The 18589-nt window shown below is 72.0% G+C and carries 18 protein-coding genes; 12 read left to right on the forward strand and 6 right to left on the reverse strand.

Annotated elements, in window-relative coordinates:
• Positions 1–115: 115 nt before the first annotated feature.
• The gene (locus LTT61_RS07495) at positions 116–901 is read right to left on the reverse strand and encodes a hypothetical protein (RefSeq protein WP_233019204.1); all 786 of its coding nucleotides are present in this window, start codon (positions 899–901) and stop codon (positions 116–118) included.
• 126 nt (positions 902–1027) lie between these two features.
• Between LTT61_RS07495 and LTT61_RS07500 the strand changes: the two genes are divergently transcribed.
• From LTT61_RS07500 to LTT61_RS07550, 11 genes are all read left to right on the forward strand, one after another.
• On the forward strand, positions 1028–2068 hold the full coding sequence (locus tag LTT61_RS07500) for a FecCD family ABC transporter permease (RefSeq protein WP_233019205.1): 1041 nt from the start codon (positions 1028–1030) through the stop codon (positions 2066–2068).
• Positions 2065–3183, forward strand: a complete 1119-nt coding sequence (locus tag LTT61_RS07505) for a FecCD family ABC transporter permease (protein WP_332909235.1) — start codon at positions 2065–2067, stop codon at positions 3181–3183. The genes LTT61_RS07500 and LTT61_RS07505 overlap by 4 nt, the downstream gene beginning before the upstream one ends.
• Entirely contained in the window at positions 3180–4031 is an 852-nt protein-coding gene (locus LTT61_RS07510) for an ABC transporter ATP-binding protein (RefSeq protein WP_233019206.1), read from the forward strand. Before LTT61_RS07505 ends, LTT61_RS07510 begins: the two co-directional genes overlap by 4 nt.
• 78 nt (positions 4032–4109) lie before the next feature.
• Complete coding sequence (locus tag LTT61_RS07515; RefSeq protein ID WP_233019207.1) at positions 4110–4526, forward strand: BlaI/MecI/CopY family transcriptional regulator; 417 nt, start codon at positions 4110–4112, stop codon at positions 4524–4526.
• 62 nt (positions 4527–4588) lie between these two features.
• The gene (locus LTT61_RS07520; protein WP_233019208.1) at positions 4589–5527 is read left to right on the forward strand and encodes a M56 family metallopeptidase; all 939 of its coding nucleotides are present in this window, start codon (positions 4589–4591) and stop codon (positions 5525–5527) included.
• A gap of 261 nt (positions 5528–5788) precedes the next feature.
• Complete coding sequence (locus tag LTT61_RS07525; protein ID WP_233019209.1) at positions 5789–7360, forward strand: DEAD/DEAH box helicase; 1572 nt, start codon at positions 5789–5791, stop codon at positions 7358–7360.
• 154 nt (positions 7361–7514) lie between these two features.
• On the forward strand, positions 7515–8378 hold the full coding sequence (locus tag LTT61_RS07530; RefSeq protein ID WP_233019210.1) for a DMT family transporter: 864 nt from the start codon (positions 7515–7517) through the stop codon (positions 8376–8378).
• 19 nt (positions 8379–8397) lie between these two features.
• On the forward strand, positions 8398–9834 hold the full coding sequence (locus LTT61_RS07535) for a GuaB1 family IMP dehydrogenase-related protein (RefSeq protein ID WP_233019211.1): 1437 nt from the start codon (positions 8398–8400) through the stop codon (positions 9832–9834).
• A gap of 305 nt (positions 9835–10139) precedes the next feature.
• Positions 10140–11525 carry a hemolysin family protein gene (locus tag LTT61_RS07540; protein WP_233019212.1) on the forward strand — a complete coding sequence of 462 codons (1386 nt, stop codon included), beginning with the start codon at positions 10140–10142 and terminating at the stop codon, positions 11523–11525.
• Positions 11518–12582, forward strand: a complete 1065-nt coding sequence (locus LTT61_RS07545) for a hemolysin family protein (RefSeq protein ID WP_233019213.1) — start codon at positions 11518–11520, stop codon at positions 12580–12582. Before LTT61_RS07540 ends, LTT61_RS07545 begins: the two co-directional genes overlap by 8 nt.
• Before the next feature lie 152 nt (positions 12583–12734).
• Entirely contained in the window at positions 12735–13586 is an 852-nt protein-coding gene (locus LTT61_RS07550) for a 3-methyladenine DNA glycosylase (RefSeq protein ID WP_233020907.1), read from the forward strand.
• 5 nt (positions 13587–13591) lie between these two features.
• Here LTT61_RS07550 and LTT61_RS07555 read toward each other — a convergent pair whose 3' ends face one another.
• From LTT61_RS07555 to LTT61_RS07570, 4 genes are read right to left on the reverse strand one after another with little or no spacing between them, the layout of a single operon-like run.
• The gene (locus tag LTT61_RS07555; RefSeq protein ID WP_233019214.1) at positions 13592–13990 is read right to left on the reverse strand and encodes a HEAT repeat domain-containing protein; all 399 of its coding nucleotides are present in this window, start codon (positions 13988–13990) and stop codon (positions 13592–13594) included.
• 23 nt (positions 13991–14013) lie between these two features.
• Positions 14014–15288, reverse strand: a complete 1275-nt coding sequence (locus LTT61_RS07560; RefSeq protein WP_233019215.1) for a polymorphic toxin type 24 domain-containing protein — start codon at positions 15286–15288, stop codon at positions 14014–14016.
• Positions 15289–15297: 9 nt separating this feature from the next.
• Positions 15298–15597 (reverse strand): WXG100 family type VII secretion target, encoded by a 300-nt coding sequence (locus LTT61_RS07565; RefSeq protein ID WP_233019216.1) that lies wholly within the window; start codon positions 15595–15597, stop codon positions 15298–15300.
• Positions 15597–15899: a WXG100 family type VII secretion target gene (locus LTT61_RS07570; RefSeq protein ID WP_233019217.1), complete on the reverse strand. Its 303-nt coding sequence runs from the start codon at positions 15897–15899 to the stop codon at positions 15597–15599. Before LTT61_RS07570 ends, LTT61_RS07565 begins: the two co-directional genes overlap by 1 nt.
• A 304-nt stretch (positions 15900–16203) precedes the next feature.
• Here LTT61_RS07570 and LTT61_RS07575 point away from each other — a divergent pair, with 304 nt between their 5' ends.
• Positions 16204–17748 (forward strand): LVIVD repeat-containing protein, encoded by a 1545-nt coding sequence (locus LTT61_RS07575; RefSeq protein ID WP_233019218.1) that lies wholly within the window; start codon positions 16204–16206, stop codon positions 17746–17748.
• 7 nt (positions 17749–17755) lie between these two features.
• On the opposite strand, the gene LTT61_RS07580 is transcribed toward LTT61_RS07575, so the two are convergent.
• Positions 17756–18328: a hypothetical protein gene (locus LTT61_RS07580; RefSeq protein ID WP_233019219.1), complete on the reverse strand. Its 573-nt coding sequence runs from the start codon at positions 18326–18328 to the stop codon at positions 17756–17758.
• Positions 18329–18589 lie beyond the last annotated feature (261 nt).

The following is an 18589-nucleotide window of genomic DNA, read 5'->3' on the forward strand; positions in this document are numbered from 1 at the left end:
ACACGGGGCACGCCCGCCACGGGCGGCCCGGGCTGTAGGCCGGCGCGGGCCGCGCACACCCGGGGCACGCCCGCGACAGGCTGCCCCGGGGCCTCCCCCCGCGCAGGCCCGCGCGTCAGCGCACCAGGCAGCCGATGCTGCGGCGCAGCGGAAGTCCTCGCCCCTCGAGCGCGTGCAGGAAACCGTGCCCCCGGCGCGCACCAAGCGCGGCGTCGGTCCCGGCCAGCGCCGGGACGTACGTCGCCGCCCCGGTGATGGACTCGCCCACCAGCGCCCAGAACCGCCGCGACGTCAGCCCGGCGCAGTCGCTCAGCGCATCCAGCACCAGCTCGAGCGCCGGCTCGCAGCGATGCGCCAGCCACAGGAACATGGCCTCCTCGCAGGGCAGCGCGATCGCCCCGGACTCGCGGGCGATCCGATCCCCGTCCAGCACCCGGATGGTGGTGTCGGAGATGCCCGCCCAGTCGATCCCGCCGTCGTTGTCGGTGTGGATCCAGAGGTTCTCCAGCCCGGGATCCCAGGCCCGTCCATCGGCGACCAGCGCCGCCGTCACCCGCCCCACCACCGCGTGGATCAGCGCCGTCGCCACCACCTCGGCGGCCACCTCGCTGCTCACCATCTCCGCGGCGTGCCGCCGGTACATGACCTCGATCCGCCCCTCCCGCAGCCCGTCGGTCAGCCGCCACCACCGCCGCTTGCCCTGATCGGCCATGGCGGCGACGGCGTAGACCCGCGGGTGCTCCGGCTGCAGCGCGCGCAGCCGGCTGCCGACCCGGGCGAACGCCTGCTCGGGCCGGCGCGGGCTGCCGGGGTGCCATTGCTCGAATCCGATCTCGCCGCGCCGGACAGCCGCATTCCGAAGACCGTCGGACAGGCAACGGTCGGACATGATCTCGGTCATCGGACCTCCTCGGCGCGAGCCCGGTGCGAACGGGGCTCCGGTAACGGTGTGTAGCTCAAAGATAGGTTAGGCTTACCAGACTTGTCGGTAGTTGCACCACCGTTGACGCAGGAGAGAATTTTTGCCGTGACCGGACTCCCCTCGCTCACACGGCGCCGCCGCACCGGCCTGCTGGTCCTGCTCGCCCTGCTCGCGGTCGCCGCGGTGGCCGGCATCGCGGTCGGCACCCGCTTCCTCGACCCGCTCACCGTGTACCGCGCGGTCCGGGACGCGCTCAGCTGCGCCGGGGGCCCGTTCAGCTGCCCGGCCGGCTCCACCGAGGCCGAGATCGTGCGCGGCCTTCGCTTCCCGCGCACGGTGCTCGCGCTCTTCGCCGGCTGCGCGCTCGGCGTCGCGGGCGCCCTGGTCCAGGGCTACACCCGCAACCCGCTGGCCGACGCCGGGCTGCTCGGGCTGAACGCGGGCGCCGCCTTCCTGGCCGCGCTCGCCGTCTACCTCTTCGCCTTCACCGCGCCGGAGCAGTACATCTGGTTCGCCTTCGCGGGCGCGCTGCTGGCCGGGCTCGCGGTCTTCGCCGTCTCGTCGGCGGGCGGGGCGAGCCCACTCACCCTGATCCTGGCAGGCGCGGCCATGACCGCCTTCCTGCAGGCCATGACGAATGCCGTTGTCCTGCTGGACGCCACCGCGCTGGATACCTACCGCTTCTGGGTGGTCGGCACCGTGGCCGGGCGGGACGCCGAGGTCTTCTGGCAGGTCGTCCCGTTCCTGCTGTTCGGGCTGGTCCTGGCCGCGGTCGCCGCGCCGGGGCTGAACCTGCTCAGCCTCGGCGACGACGTCGCGCGCGGCCTCGGCGTGAACGTCACCAGGAATCGCGCGCTCGGCTTCGCCGCGGTGGTGGTGCTCTGCGGCGCGGCCACCGCCGCGGTCGGGCCGATCTCGTTCCTCGGCCTGGTGGTCCCGCACCTGGCGCGGGTCTTCACCGGGCCGGACTACCGGCTGCTGCTGCCCTGGTCCGGGCTGCTCGGCGCGCTGGTGCTGCTCACCGCCGACATCCTCGGCCGGGTGGTGGCCAGGCCGGGCGAGCTGCAGGTCGGCGTGATGCTGGCCGCGGTCGGCGCGCCCTTCTTCGTCCTGCTGGTCCGCCGCCGGAAGCTGGTGAGCCTGTGAGCGTCTCGGCCCCGCACGACCCGAAGCTGGCGAAGGAGAACCTGCGCGCGGTGCGCAGGCCGCTGCGCACCGCGCGCTTCTCCACCGTCCTCCGGCCCGCCCTGCTGCTCACCGTGCTGGCGCTGAGCGCACTGCTGCTCGTGCTCTTCTGCGTCGACATCGCGGTCGGCGAGACCACGCTGCCGCTGCGCCGGGTGCTCGACGTGCTGGCCGGCGGCGGCACCCGCTCGCAGCGCTTCATCGTGCTCGACTCCCGGCTGCCGCGCGCGCTCACCGCGGTGGTGGTCGGCGCCGCGCTCGGGCTCGCGGGCGCGCTCACCCAGTCGATCCTGCACAACCCGCTGGCCAGCCCGGACATCCTCGGCATCACCTCCGGCGCCGGGCTCGGCGCGGTCGCCGTCGTGGTCGGCACCGGCGGCGCGACCGGCGGGCTGCTCGCCACGCTCGGCACCCCGCTGGCCGCGCTGGCCGGTGGGCTGCTCACCGCCGTCGCCATCTACCTGCTCGCCTGGGGCCGCAGCGCCTCCGGCGAGCGCGGCGCCACCGGGCTGCGGCTGGTGCTGATCGGCATCGGCGTCAACGCCTTCCTGCTCTCGGCGATCAGCTACCTGCTGACCCGCGCCGACCTGGAGCAGGCGACCAGGGCCCAGCTCTGGCTCACCGGCTCGGTGAGCAACACCGACACCGGCAAGCTCGTCCCGGTCGCGGTCGTCACCGCCGTGCTGCTCGTGGTCGCGGCCTGCTCCGCCCGCACCCTCGCTGCGCTGCGGATGGACGCCGAGACCACCCGCGGCCTCGGCGTCCGGATCCAGGCGCAGCAGGCGCTGCTGATCGGCATGGCGGTGCTGGCCGCGGCGATGGCGACCGCGGTGGCCGGGCCGATCGGCTTCGTCGCGCTGGCCGCGCCGCAGCTGGCCCGCAGGCTGCTGCGCACCCCGGGCGAGCCGGTGGTCGCGTCGGCGCTGCTCGGCGCGATCCTGGTGGTCGGCTCGGACATCGTCGCCCGCACCCTGATCCCGGTCGACCTGCCGGTCGGCATCGTGACGGCGGCGCTGGGCGGGCCGTTCCTGCTGTTGTTGCTCGTGCGGATGAATCGGAAGGCCACCGTCTCATGACCAGCGCTGAACACCACCTCACCGCGGAGGCGGTCACCCTCGGGTACGGCGATCGGGTGATCGTCGACGGGCTGAACCTGGAGATCGCGCCCGGCGTCGTCACCACGGTGATCGGGCCGAACGGCTGCGGCAAGTCGACGCTGCTGCGCTCGCTCGGCCGGCTGCTCCGGCCCAGCGCCGGGCAGGTCGTGCTGGACGGCAAGGCCATCTCGGCCATGCGCACGAAGGACGTCGCGCGGATCGTCGGCATGCTGCCGCAGACCCCGATCGCCCCCGAGGGGCTCACCGTCGCCGACCTGGTGGCGCGCGGGCGGCACCCGCACCAGTCCTGGATCCAGCAGTGGTCGGCGGGCGACGAGGACGCGGTCGCCACCGCGCTGGCCCAGACCGGCATCGCCGACCTGGCCGACCGCCCGCTGGACGAGCTCTCCGGCGGCCAGCGCCAGCGCGCCTGGATCTCCATGGCGCTGGCCCAGGGCACCGACATCCTGCTGCTCGACGAGCCGACCACCTACCTCGACCTCGCGCACTCGCTCGAGGTGCTCGACCTGGTCGACCGGCTGCACGACGACTTCGGCCGCACCGTCGTCATGGTGCTGCACGACCTGAACCTCGCCATCCGCTACAGCGACCGGCTGGTGGTGATGGCCGACGGCCGGATCGTGGCGCAGGGCGCCCCGGCCGCGATCGTCACCCCCGAGCTGCTGCGCGAGGTGTTCCGGCTGGAGGCGACGGTGCTGGACGACCCGATGTCGGGGCGGCCGCTGGTCGTCCCGATCGGCGCCAGGCACGTGCACGGCAAGCCGGGCGCCGACGCTCCGGCGAAGACCGACGCGTACCCCGGGTGATCGATCCCACACCAGTTATTCCTTGGTTACGACGCCCTGTAGTACGCCTTCGTGTCGTTGAGTCCCTAGAATCGAGGGATGGCAGGTCTGGGTGAACTCGAAAAAGCGGTCATGGACCAGTTGTGGTCGGCCGACGAACCGCAGACGGTGCGGCAGGTGCACGAAGCCTTGGCCGCGCGTCGCGAACTCGCCTACACCACCGTGATGACGGTGCTGCAGCGGCTCGCGAAGAAGAACCTGGTCGTGCAGCGCCGGGACGACCGGGCGCACCGGTACGCCCCGGTGCACACCAGGGACGAGCTCGTGGCCAGCCTCATGGTCGACGCGCTGCAGCAGGCCGACGCCGCGGGCAGCCGCGCCGCCGCCCTGGTGCACTTCGTCGAGCAGGTCGGGCCGGACGAGGCGGACGCGCTGCGCGAGGCGCTGGCCAAGCTCGAAGCCGCCGACCTGCCGAAGGCCGAAACCGGGAACGACAGCGCGCCGTCCCCGCAGTAGGCTCGACACCGGCCTCACAATGCCGTGAGCGTCCTGGTCCCACAACGCAGTGAGCTGAGTCGATGAACGCAACCGCGCCGGTCTTCGCCGGTCTCGCCTTGCTTCTCGCCGGACCGGCCCCCGCCCTGCTCAGCCGGGCGAGCTGGCCCTACCGCGCGCCGCGGGCAGCCCTCGTGCTCTGGCAGGCCATCGCGCTCGCCGCGGTGCTCAGCGCCTTCGGCTCCGGGCTCGCCATCGCGAGCGAGCTGCTCGTCCCCGGCCCGGACGGCAGGCCCACCACCTCGCCCACCCGCGAGATCGACGCGCTCGGGTTCCCGCTCTGGGTCGCCTACATCACCGTCTTCGCGCTCACCCTGCTGGTCGGGGCGCGGCTCATCTGGGCCGCCGTCCGGGTCGGCGTGCACACCAGGCGCAGGCGGTCGCGGCACCGCATGCTGGTCGACCTGCTCGACCAGAGCGGCGACACCCGCAGGGCCGCCGACATCCGGGTGCTGGCCGCCACCGAGCCGATCGCCTACTGCCTGCCCGGGCTGCGGCAGCGGGTGGTGCTCAGCGAGGGCACGCTGACCAACCTGGACGACCCGGAGATCACCGCCATCGTCAGCCACGAGCGCTCGCACCTGCGGGCCAGGCACGACCTGGTGCTCGAGGCGTTCACCGCCGTGCACGAGGCGTTCCCCCTCGTGGTGCGCAGCAAGGCCGCGCTCGGGTCGGTGAAGCTGCTCATCGAGCTGCTCGCCGACGACTCCGCGGTCAAGGTCACCGGTCCGACGCCGCTGGCCCGCGCCCTTGTCGCCTGCGCCAAATCCACCGCGCCGCAGGGCGCGCTCGCCGCGGGCGGCCCGACCACGCTGATCCGGATCCAGCGGCTCGCGGGCCCCGGCGGCGATCCGCGGATCGCGCTCGCCGCCTACCTCGGCTCGGCCGCCATTCTCGTGGTCCCCACGCTCGCCGTGGCGGTGCCCTGGCTGGTGGAGCTGAGCCGGATCTTCCGGAGCTGAGCGAGACTCGTACCACTCGGTTCGGCTTTTCCGACCATGATCGCCTATCCTGAGGGTTCCGGCCTGTCGCCGGGCTCGGACGCGATGCTTTTCCGCTACCGGCCCCGGACGCGCGAGCGAGCCGGGCCAGGGCCGCCGGATGGCGGTATTCCCTGCGGGCGGACCATTCCGCGATTTCTCGCGCCGGCCCGACGGGTGCGCAGCAGCACCCCCCGCATCACGCGACGACACCGCCGCGTGCTCTTTCGTGAAAGGTTCTTCGTGACCTCCCCTTCCCCTGCCGTGCCCACCTTCGCCGAGCTCGGCCTCCCGGCCGTGCTCGTGCAGGCGTTGCGGCGCGCGGGTTTCGACTCCCCGTTCCCGATCCAGACCGCCGCCATCCCGGATGTGCTCGCGGGCCGGGACGTGCTCGGCCGCGGGCCGACCGGCTCCGGCAAGACCCTCGCCTTCGGGCTGCCGATGCTGGTGCGGCTCAGTGGATCTCCCGCCAAGCCGGGCCGCCCGCGCGGCCTCGTCCTCGCCCCGACCCGTGAGCTGGCCGCGCAGATCGAGCGCGCGCTGGAGGAGCCCGCGCTCGCCCTCGGGCTGCGCGTCGCCTCCGTGGTCGGCGGCGCGCCGATCGGCAGGCAGTCCGCCCGGCTCGCCCGCGGCGTCGACCTGCTGGTCGCGACCCCCGGCCGGCTCGCCGACCTGATCAACCAGGGCGCGGCGAACCTCTCCGACGTGGCCGTCACCACCCTGGACGAGGCCGACCACATGGCCGACCTCGGCTTCCTGCCGCAGGTCACCAAGCTGCTGGACAAGACCCCGAAGAACGGGCAGCGGCTGCTCTTCTCCGCCACCCTCGACCGCGGCGTCGACAAGCTGGTGCAGCGCTACCTGACCGACCCGGTCACGCACTCCACCGCGCCCGCCGAGGCCGCCGTCTCCACCATGTCGCACCACCTGCTGGTGACCACCAAGGCGGACAAGCGGCAGGTGCTCGCCGAGATCGCCTCCCGCGAGGGGCTCACCATCCTGTTCGTGCGCACCAAGCACGGCGCCGACCGGCTGGCCAAGCAGCTGCGCGCCTCCGGCGTCGCGGCGGGCGCGCTGCACGGCGGCAAGGCGCAGAACAACCGGGTCCGCACCCTGGCGGCCTTCGCCGACGGCTCGGTCCCGGTGCTGGTCACCACCGACCTGGCGGCCCGCGGCATCCACGTGGACGGCATCTCGCTCGTCGTGCACGCCGACCCGCCCATCGAGCACAAGGCCTACCTGCACCGCGCCGGGCGCACCGCGCGCGCCGGTGAGGTCGGGGTCGTCGTCACGATCGCCATGGAGGAGGAGCGCTCCGACACGATCGCCATGACCCGCAAGGCCGGGCTCGACCTGAAGCCGACGCCGGTGCGGCCGGGCGACGCGACGCTGATCCGGATCACCGATGCCCGCACCCCGAGCGGCATCCCGCTGCCGACCCCGGGAGTGCCCGCGCAGCAGCAGGTTTCGGCCGACGACGCCACCAGGGCGCCGCGGCGGCGCAATCGCGGTGGTGGCGGCGGCGGTGGTGCTCGCCAGGGTGAGGCCGCGCGCGGTCAGCGCTCCGGCGCCCCCCGCCGCGAGCGCGCCGCCGGTGGCGAGCAGGCCGCACGGCCGAGCACGGGCGGCGCACGGCAGGGCCAGCGCTCCGCCGGGGCGCAGGCCGAGCCGGGCACCCGCTCCGGCGGCAGCCGCACGGCGGGCGCCCGCACGCACGCCGGTGGCTCGCGCGGCGGCGACACCCGGACCACCCCCCGCACCGGCGACCACGGTGGCGGCCGTCGCCGCGCCAGCCGGAGCGTCGGCGCCCCGTAGGCGTTAGCGCCGCGGCTCGCGGGCAGGGCTCCGGCTGCCGCCCGCGCTGCACGCGACACGCCCGGACCTTCCGACACGCCGTGAAGGTCCGGGCACCGCGGCGGTTCCCCGTCGCACCGTGCGGCCGACCGCAATTACCGGGCAAACTATCCGGATGACCGGACACCCGGCGGCCGCCGTCGCCTGCGCCCTCCTCGCCGCCCTGCTGTTCGCGGTGGCCGCGGTGACGCAGCAGCGCTCGGCCGCCGCCGTCCCCGACGACCAGCCGCTCGTCTCCAGCCTGCTGCGCAACCCGCGCTGGCTCGCCGCGACCATCGGCGACGCGGGCGGCTACGCCCTCCAGGTGGTCGCGCTGACGCTCGGCGCCGTGCTCCTGGTGCAGCCGATCCTGGTCAGCGCGCTGATCTTCGCGCTCCCGCTCGCCGCCCGGCTGGACCGCCGCCGGATCGACACCGGCTCGATGGTGGCCGCCGCCGCGCTCACCGTCGCGCTGGCGAGCTTCCTGATCATCGGCAAGCCGACCGACGCCGACGACATCGCCCCGACCAGGAACTGGCTGCTCCCCAGCATCGTCCTGCTGGCGCTGATCGCGCTCGCCGTGGTCTCCGCCCTCGCCGCGGGAACCACCCCCGCCGCCCGCGCCCTGCTGCTCGGCACCGCGTCCGGCTCGCTCTACGGCTTCGCCGTCGCGCTCACCGACTCGACGATGGCCGGGCTGCGCCACGGCATCCCGCACATCCTCACCGGCTGGCAGCTGTACGCCCTGATCGCGGCCGGGCTGCTCGGGGTCTATCTCCAGCAGCGCGCCTTCCAGGCGGGGCCGCTCTCCGCCTCGCTGCCCGCGCTCACCATCGCCGAGCCCCTGGTCGCGGTGGTCTTCAGCCTCACCGTGCTCGGCGAACGGCTGCGCGCGGGCCCGGTCGCGCTCGGCGTCTGCGCGATCGCGGTGGTGGTCATGCTGGTGACCACGCTGATCCTCTCCCGCTCGCAGGCCGCGGCCGTCCCGGACCCGGCCTGAACTCGGTACCATCGGACGAGTGCAGTTCCTTCCCGGTCAGAAGCCGCCCTACGACCTGACCTACGACGACGTCTTCCTGGTCCCGAACCGGACCGACGTGGCGTCCCGGTTCGACGTCGACCTCGCGACGGCCGACGGCTCCGGCACCACCATCCCGCTGGTCGTGGCGAACATGACCGCCGTTGCCGGGCGCCGCATGGCCGAGACGGTCGCGCGCCGCGGCGGCATCGTGGTGCTGCCGCAGGACCTGCCGCTCGCCGCCGCCGCGGACACCATCGCCTTCGTCAAGAGCCGCTCGCTCACCGCCGACACCCCCGTCAGCCTGGATCCCGACCACTCGATCTCCGAGGCGATCGCGCTCATCCACAAGCGCGCGCACGGCGCCGTCGTCGTGGTGGACGGGGGCCGCCCGGTCGGCGTCGTCACCGAGGCGGCCTGCGCCGACGTGGACCGCTTCGCCCGGCTGCGCGAGGTGGCCGCCACCGACTTCGTGCAGGTTCCGGTGGAGACTTCGCCGCGCGCCGTCTTCGACGCGCTGGAGGCCGCGCACGCCGAGCTCGCGGTGCTCACCGCGCCGGACGGCACCCTGGCAGGCATCCTCACCCGCACCGGCGCGGTCCGGGCCGGGATCTACGCCCCCGCGGTCGACGCCCGCGGCGCGCTCCGGGTGGCCGCGGCCGTCGGCATCAACGGCGACGTCGCGGCCAAGGCCAAGGCGCTCGTCGACGCAGGCGCCGACCTGCTCGTCATCGACACCGCGCACGGCCACCAGGCCAAGATGCTCGAGACCCTGCGCGCCGTCGCCGATCTCGGCCTCGGCGTGCCGCTGGTGGCAGGCAACGTGGTCTCCGCCCAGGGCACGAGGGATCTGGCCGCGGCCGGCGCCGACATCGTGAAGGTCGGGGTCGGCCCCGGCGCCATGTGCACCACGCGGATGATGACCGGCGTCGGCCGCCCGCAGTTCTCCGCAGTGGCCGAGTGCTCCGCCGCCGCACGGGAACTCGGGGTGCACGTGTGGGCCGACGGCGGCGTGCGGCACCCGCGCGACGTCGCGCTCGCGCTCGCCGCCGGTGCGGCCAACGTGATGATCGGCTCCTGGTTCGCCGGCACCTACGAATCCCCCGGCGACCTGCGGATCGACCGCGACGGCAATGCCTACAAGGAGAGCTTCGGCATGGCCTCCAAGCGCGCCGTCGCCGCCCGCACCGCCGCGGACAGCGCCTTCGACCGGGCCCGCAAGGGGCTCTTCGAGGAGGGCATCTCCAGCTCCCGGATGCGGCTCGACCCCGAGCGCCCCGGCGTCGAGGACCTGATCGACCACATCTGCTCCGGCGTGCGCAGCGCCTGCACCTACGCGGGCGCCCGCTCGCTCGCCGAGCTGCACGAGCGCGCGGTGCTCGGCGTGCAGTCGGCGGCCGGTTTCGCGGAGGGCCGCCCGCTGCCGAGCGGCTGGTGACACTGCCGGGGGCGGCACCTGACACTGCCGGGGGCGGCACCTGACACAGCCGGGGGCGGCACCGGAGGCGAGGGTGCGCGCCCGGTAGCATGACCACCGTCGGCCAAGGTCCGTCCGGCGCCGATGCCACCCCGGCCGTTCCCGGCGGCGCGGCCGGGCCGCCCGGCCGCCGGTTCGCCGAAGACCGCGCCACCCGCTTCCGAAAGGATCCGCTTGTCACCCGCGTCCGAGGGCGCCACTCAGGAGGGCTCCTCTACCGAGCCGGGTGATATCCCCGGCTTCCCGATCGCTCGCGCCCCGGGGCGGTGGTGACCGTGCTCGGCATTCTGCTCACCGTGCTCAGCCTGCTCGGCTTCGTCGCGCTGACCGCGGGCACCGCGCTCTTCGTCGCCGCCGAGTTCTCGCTGACCGCGCTGGAGCGCAGCACCGTCGAGGCGCACGCGCGCACCGGCGACCGCCGCTCCCGGATGGTGCGCAACGCGCACCGCACGCTCTCCTTCCAGCTCTCCGGCGCCCAGCTCGGCATCACCATCACCACGCTGATCACCGGCTACATCGCCGAGCCGGTGCTGGCCCGGCTGCTGCACCCGATCTTCACCGCGGTCGGCGCCTCGGAAGCGGCCGCCTCCGGCATCGCGCTGGCGCTGGCCCTGGTCCTGGCCACCTCGCTCTCCATGATCTACGGCGAGCTGGTGCCGAAGAACATCGCCATCGCCGTTCCGCTCGCCACCGCGCGCGCCACCGCCGGGCCGATGATCGCCTTCTCCGTGGTCTTCTCCTGGATGATCCACTTCCTCAACAACACCGCCAACCTGGTGGTCCGCCGCCTCGGCATCGAGCCCGCCGAGGAGCTCCGCTCGGCCCGCTCCCCCGAGGAGCTCGGCTCGCTGGTGCGCACCTCCGCGCTGCGCGGCGCACTGGACCAGCGCACCGCCCAGATCATCGAGCGCTCGCTGCGGTTCGGCAGCCGCAGCGCCGAGGATCTGATGACCCCGCGGGTCAAGGTGGAGTCGCTGGACCGCGACGACACCATCGCCGACCTGCTCGCCGCCGCCGCCCGGACCGGCTACTCCCGCTTCCCCATCGTCGACGGCGACCTGGACAACACCATCGGCGTCGTGCACGTCAAGCAGGCGTTCAGCCATCCCGCCGCGACCAGGCACACCGTCAAACTGCGGCTGCTGGCCCGCCCGGTCCCGGTGGTCCCGGACAGCCTCGACGGCGACGAGGTGCTCGACCGGGTGCGCGCGCACGGCATGCAGGTCGCGCTGGTCGAGGACGAGTACGGCGGCACCGCCGGCATCGTGACCATGGAGGATCTGATCGAGGAGATCCTCGGCGACGTCAGGGACGAGCACGACGAGGAGGAGCGCGAGATCCGCAAGGTCGCCGACGGCTGGGACTGCTCCGGGCTGCTCCGGGTCGACGAGATCTTCCACGCCACCGGCTACCAGGCCCCCGACGGCGAGTACGAGACGCTGGGCGGGCTGGTCCTCGCGGTGCTGGGCCGGATCCCCGCCGCGGGCGACCGGGTGGTGCTGCCGCCCCCGCCGCACGGCTTCGGCTCCGACGGTCACGACGGCGGCTGGATCGCCAGGGTGGAGCGCATGGACGGCAGGCGCATCGACCGGATCCGGCTGCTGCCGGTGCCCGCCGACGAACTGGTGATCGGGGAGCGCGACCATGGGTGACCTCTTCGGCGTCGCGCTCACCGTGGTGCTGCTCGCGGGCAACGCCTTCTTCGTCGGCGCGGAGTTCGCGCTCATCTCGGCCCGCCGGGACCGGCTGGAGGCGCTCGTCGCGCAGGGAAAGCGCAACGCGGAGACCGTGATCCGGGCCGCCGCGAACCTCTCCATCATGCTGGCCGCCGCCCAGCTCGGCATCACCATCTGCTCGATCCTGCTCGGCCGGGTCGGCGAACCCGCCGTAGCGCACCTGCTGGAGCGGCCGTTCGAGCTGGCCGGGCTGCCCGAGGGGCTGCTGCACCCGGTGTCGTTCGCGCTCGCGCTCGCCATCGTGGTGGTGCTGCATATCCTCTTCGGCGAGATGATCCCGAAGAACATCGCGCTGGCGGGCCCGGAGCGGGTCGCGCTGCTGCTCGTCCCCGCGCACCTGATGTGGTTGCGCATCGCCAAGCCGCTGATCGCCTTCTACAACCTCTGTGCCAACCTCTCGCTGCGGCTGCTGCGCGTCGAGCCGAAGGACGAGCTGGAAGGCACCGTCTCCAGCGAGGAGCTCGCCGAGATGATCGGCGAGTCCCGCTCCGAGGGGCTGCTCGACGAGGACGAACACCGCCGCCTCACCCAGGCGCTCGGCAACTCGGAGCGGATCGTCCGCGAGGTCATGGTGCCGCTCGCCGACACCCGCACCGTCCCGCTGCGCGGCGACGGGACCACGCTCGGCGACATCGAGGCCGCGGTGGCCGAGACCGGGTTCTCGCGGTACCCCGTGCGCGCCCGCGAAGGGTCGCTGATGGGGTACCTGCACATCAAGGACGTGCTGGACAAGGTGGTCGACCAGCAGGCGGGGCCGGAGACGGTCATCCCGCGCACCGACATCCGGCCGCTGCCGACGGTCAGCGCCGGGACCACGCTGTTCGAGGCGCTGGCCCGCTTGCGGCGGACCAACAGCCACCTCGGGCGGGTGGTGGACAGCAGGGGGACGACCGTCGGGATCGTGGCGCTGGAGGATCTGGTCGAGGAGTTCGTCGGGACGGTGCGGGACACGACGCACCGGGTCGCGGAGTGAGCTCCGCTCCGCCGGGAGACCCCGCGCCCGCCGGTGCCGGACGGCTCGCCGCGGCCGATCTCGCCGTCGCGGAGTTCCGCGGCACGCCTCGCGGGGTCGCAGGCCGCGTCGCGTCGGACGCCGGGCCGGCGAGCGCCGCGGACTCCGCTCCGGTGCCGCTCCCCCGCGCCGCATGGCGCGAACTGGCCGCCGCGCACCGCGACCGCATCGAGGACCTCGTCGGCCCCTACCTGCGCCGCCGCGCCGCAGGCGCCAAGCACCCGGTGCTCGACTTCCTCTTCACCTACTACGGCCACAAACCGGGCCGGCTCCGCCGCTGGCACCCCGGCTTCGGCACCGCGCTCGCGGACTCCCCCGAGTACGCCGAAGTCCGCGGCTATCACGAGCTCGCCCCCGGCACCCACACCGCCGCCCCCGCCTTCCTGGCCCGCCGCTCCGACACCGTCCGCTTCGTCGCCGACCTGCTCCGCGCCACCGCGGCCCGCCCACCCCGGCTCTCCTGCTTCGGCCTGCACGAATGGGCCATGGTGTACCGCACCGACGAGGTACGGCACGACGTCCCGCTCCGTCTGGGACGCACCGGCACCGACCGGGTCGTCGAAACCCTCGACCTCCGCTGCACCCATTACGACGCCTACCGCTTCTTCACCCCCGACGCGGTAGGCCGCAACGAACGCCCCCTCACCCGCGAACAGCAGGTCGCCCGCGAACAACCCGGCTGCCTGCACGCGGGCATGGACCTCTACAAGTGGGCCTTCAAACTCACCCCCCTCCTCCCCTCCACCCTGCTTCTCGACTGCTTCCAACTCGCCTGCACCGCAAGGGAACTCGACATGCGAGCCAGCCCTTACGACCTCTCGTCCTACGGCTACACCCCCGTCCCCATCGAAACACCCTCCGGCCGAGCCGACTACGTCCGCGCCCAATCCGACCTGGCCCGCCGCGCCCTTCCCCTCCGCCACACCCTTCTCCAGCACTGCGAACGGCTACTCACGATCCGCTGATCGGATCAGGCCGGAAACTCCGCTCCGAAGAGCTGTTCCAGCTGCTCGAGGCCGGACCGCCCGTCCGCGGTCAGAGTGGCCAGCATCCCCCGAACCGTTCCCAGGACCGGCAGCTCCTCGAAGATCTGCAGTTCCCTGAGTCGGTAGGCGATGTAATCCGCATCCCCGTCCTCGGCGCGCCGCCCGAGCTCCTCGAGCACCGCCGCGAGACCAGCCCTTCCGCCGAATCGGGCCAACGCCTCCGCCGCCTCCTGCTGCACAGCGATATTGTCGTCGTTCAGCAGCGCCGTCAGGGCGACCAGCGCATCCGTCGCTGGGAGCAGCGCGCCGAGCGCCTGCGCCGCATCACGACGGACGGCCCAATCGGGCGAATTCAGTTCCTCGCGTGCTGGATACGGCGTCATCGGCTTCCTTCGTCGCGGAGGGGTCACGGTATCTCGTCGGGGCGTGCGGGGCGTACTTCTTTGCTCTCGCGGACGTAGATGCGGCCGTTCGGCGCCTGGTCGTGCACCATCTCGACGACATGCGGTGTCGGCACGGCACCGTGCGGCCGCCCTGTCAGATCCACCCGCTTGATGCCCCGGCCGTTCTCATCGAACTCCACGTAGTTGATGATATTGCCCGAGGGATCCCGCTTCACGATATACCCGCTGGGTGGACCGTTATCGATAGTGATATTGCCTTTGGTGATGTACGGCGAGTCGTTCAGTTTCTCGCGAAGCGTCGCTCCACTCGCGGTGCCCGGATCACGCCCGCCATCGACTGCGATCGCCCGCCGATCCTTGATCTCGTCGGTCGCTGACCGCGCAGGCCGAAAATCGGATGGCAGCGCCGATAGGTAGGAGGTTCTCCGCATCTCGGCGAAATCGGATACAGCGCTGGTCAGGCTCGCACGCAGGAGGTCTCGGGAAAGCCCGATGGCCGCCGACGCACCGAAGCGTAATTCGAGGGCGCTCGGCGAGGGGAAGTATTCGAAACTCGCCATCGCCCCTGCCATCTGTTCGATCGCCACCCGCGGGAGTTTCCGCTCGCGGAGGGCAGTCACTTCCGTGTGCTGTTCGCTGATGAAGGTCGAGAGCACCGCGCACTCAGCGAAGACCTCTATGACAGCGGTCCGGAGGTCCGCCAGGTCTTCAAGAATTCCCGGCGCATCCTCCGCATCGACAGCGGCGAATTCGACGCCGAGCCGCTCCAAGTCGATGGTCACCTCCTGCGCCCGCTCGTGCAGTTTCTCCCACGCGTCCTTCGCGTTCTGCATGTCATCGGTGTCGCCATCGGGAGCGACGACCTGCAGCCCGATATTGTCGATGAGCCCCTGACCACTGCCGAACTCCGTAATCAGCGCGCCGATGTCCACCGTTCCAGCGCGCTCGGGCGGTGCCATGGCAGGTTGCTCCGGGACAGCCGGTTTCGGAGCGGGAGCCGCGTTGTACTCGCCGATGGCGTGATTGAAACCGACCTGGTTCAGGAGCACCGCGTAGTTGTCGAGAGCCGGTAGCAGCGAGTCGTACACCATTCGGAAGACACCCTGTGCCCACGGATCGTATTTCCCGCACCAATCACGCCCGACCTCATCGGTACCACCCGCCTGTTCGGCGGCACGCAATGCCCGAGCCGTATGGGCGAAGTAACCGTCGATATCGTTCGCGGTTTTCAGGCACGACCGGGCAGCGGCGTAGTAGATCGCCGGATCGCCTTCCACCTCCCGCGCCTACCGACCGCGCCCGACCATCTTGCTGTTCGCGATACCTACCTCCGTGTAAGCGGTGCGCGCCTCCTCCGCGTCACGGCGCAAGGTTTCGACGGCAGCCGAGACCGCAGCGACCCCCGCCGCCCAGTCACGATGCGCCTCCTCGAAGGCGATTCCCGCTGCCCCCGACCACGTCGCCGAGAGCGTCCGGACGCGCCGATCCAGCTCATCGAGCTGCTGAACGAGAAATTCCTGATAGGCGGTCAATTTCGACGTGAGAGCCTCGAGATCGCGTAAATCCACCGAATACCCGTCGGCCATCAGATATCCAGGAAGGTGAACTCGCCGGCGCTGCCACTTTCCTGCGCGCGGAACGTATCGGCGGTGGCGCCGAGTTTACCGGCGAGTTCGAACAGCTCGTCCCAGACCGACCGCGCGGAATCCCGCATCTCGCGCCATCCAGCGGAGTAGGATTCCGCTGATTTGCCCTTCCACGAGAGCAGCAAGGCTTCGACCTCGCTGTTGAGGACGTCGGCGCTGGAACGAAGGCCGGTCGCGACTTCGTAGGCAAATCGCCCGACAGCAAGTACCTCGTCCGGAACCACCGCTATTTCTTCACTCATCGCTCCCCCTCTGAGTTCGTGTGAGCACAGCATACGGTCCACTCGGCTCCGCCGTCGGCGCCCGGCGGCCCAGGTGATGGAGCCATCCCGGTCAACACCGGATCGTTCGGATTGTCGAAGATCAGCAACGGATCCGACACCGCACGTTCCGGAACAATCAGTAACTCGACGCAGGTACTTCGGCACTGCGTCGGGGAGTGCACAGAGAGGCGGCACCTTGGACACGACCGAGCCGATTCCGCCCCCGAACGAATACCCCCGCCGTACCATCCAACTGTCTGAGATGGACGAAAGGGGTGCAACGATGCACCGAGCCAAGATCCTGCTCGCGACCCTGGTCATCGCGATCTTGACCACGCCCGGCGTGGTCTCGGCGCAACCCGATTTCCCCACCCAGCTCAGAGAGTTCCTCGACGTCGGAACGGTATCCGTCCCCCGTGCGGAGTGTGGCCCAGACGATCTTCCGGAACCCGGCCTGCAGGGCGACGTCCCGGCCCAGGACCGGGACTCCGGGCGCAGCACCCTCGGCTACCGCTGCCACATGTCCCTGGCGGGCAGCTGGGCGGGCCGCGGCGCGGGCATCACCTCGACCAGCTTCGAGCACTGCGCCTACCTGGGCAGCTTCTTCCCCGGCGCGCTGCTCGGCGAGACCAGGGGCGTGCAGGTGCTCGACGTCTCCGACCCGGCGAACCCGCGCCCGACGGTCACGCTCACCGAACCGGCCATGATGGCGGGCACCTGGGAGTCGCTGAAGGTGAACGTCGAGCGGAAACTGCTGGTGGGCACCGGTGTACCGCTGCTGATCGGCGCGGGCTTCCTCTCGGTCTACGACATCTCGGACTGCGCGCACCCGCGGCTGCTCAACCCCGGCCCCGGCACCGATCCACTGCAACCACTGCCGATCACCACGCACGAGGGCGGGTTCTCGCCGGACGGCAACACCTACTGGTCGTCGGGGATCGTGCCCGGCCTGCTCAGCGCCGTCGACCTGACCGACCCGACCCGACCGCGGGTGATCTGGCAGGGCGTCGCCGGAATGGAGGCGCACGGCTTGGGCGTCAGCCCGGACGGTAACCGGCTCTACCTCTCCGCGCTCGGTGGTTTCACCGTGCTCGACGTCTCCGCGATCCAGCGGCGCGACCCGAATCCGCAGGTCCCGCACCTGGGCCGGGTGTTCTGGACCGACGGCTGGGCCACCCAGCACAGCATCCCGGTGACCTACGACGATCACCCGTACCTGTTCACGGTGGACGAGGGCGGCTCCGGCGGGGTCAAGCTCGTCGATGTCGCCGACGCCGCCGCGCCGGACGTGGTCGGCAAGATCAAGCTGGAGATCAACCTGCCGCAGCACCTGGACAGCAATATCGGGTCGTCCATGGGCGGTTCGGTCTTCGCGTACGAGTCGCACTACTGCACCGCCGACCGGCCGGCGAATCCGACGGCGCTGGCCTGCGGCTGGATCTCCTCCGGCATCCGCGTCTTCGATGTGCGCGACCCGTGGCACATCCGCGAGATCGCCTACTACAACCCACCCGCGCGCACCGGCCGGAACCTGAGCCTGTGGAACTCCCCGCACGCGCTCGCCTCGCTCACCGGCATACCGTTCATGAGCGGCCCCTCGGCGCTGCGCGCCGTCCTGGACGGCCAGTTCTCCGCGGCCGACGCGCTCACCCCGCGCACCGGGCGGCTACTCTTCGGCGACGTCTCCACCGACTGGTGCCTCTCCCCGCCGGAGTGGCGCGGCAACCAGCTCTACGTGTCCTGTTCGGACAACGGCTTCCAGGTGCTGAACCTGGACGGCGACGTCTACACGCCGCCGCCGGACCAGCGCTCGACCGTCGGCTCCTGAGTGCGGCTCAGCCGACCTCGGTGAATTTGTACCAGCCGTTGTACCACGAGCTGTACTCGATGGCAGGCGTGCCCGCCACCTCGGCACCAGCGCTCGGCTGCCCGTCGGGGAACCAGGCGAACCCGTGCGACTCCTGCGACTCGGCGTCCAGGTAGAAGAAGCAGCCGCCCTGCTTCGGCCCGACGAAGCGGAAGGTGTAGACGCCGAGCCGGGTGCGGTCCGGCCCCGGGGCCTCGCAAGACTCGGCGCGCCCCTCGAGCGTGTTCGCCGACACCCGCCACCCGGCGCGCTCCGGCACGTTCTGCCACACCGCGACCCCGAGCACCGCGATGACCAGCAGCGATCCCAGCGCGCCGAGCGGCGAGCGGTAGCGGACGATGCTGACCAGCCAGGTGACCAGCGCGAGGAACCCGAGCACGCCGAGCGCGCCGAAGAGCGCGGTCCGGACCGGGAGCGTCCCCTCGGCGCCGAGCTGCCAGAAGAGCAGCGCGCCGACCACGATCACGGCGAAGAGCAGCAGGAATGTCCAGACCCGGAACCAGGTGGGGCGGCGACGCCGCTGGGTCGCAACCGAATTCATGTCCGTCACCCTAGAGGGTATGGCCGGTTCCGGAGACACGAAACCCCCGGGTCCGGTCGCCGCCGCAGCGGTGGTGGCGGCCGGAGCCGGGGGTCGGATCGCGAGGCGGATGCCTCAGCCGGACATCACACCGGGGGGAACCCCGCCGAGCCGGTCGCGGCCCAGTTCCAGAACTCCGCGGCCCGGTTGGCCAGCAGCGCGAAGATGTCGAGAACAACGCTTCCCATAAGCTTTCCTCCAAACGATCGGATAATGCGGCAC

Origin of the sequence: Nocardia asteroides (assembly GCF_021183625.1) — a bacterium.
GTDB lineage: Bacteria > Actinomycetota > Actinomycetes > Mycobacteriales > Mycobacteriaceae > Nocardia > Nocardia asteroides_A.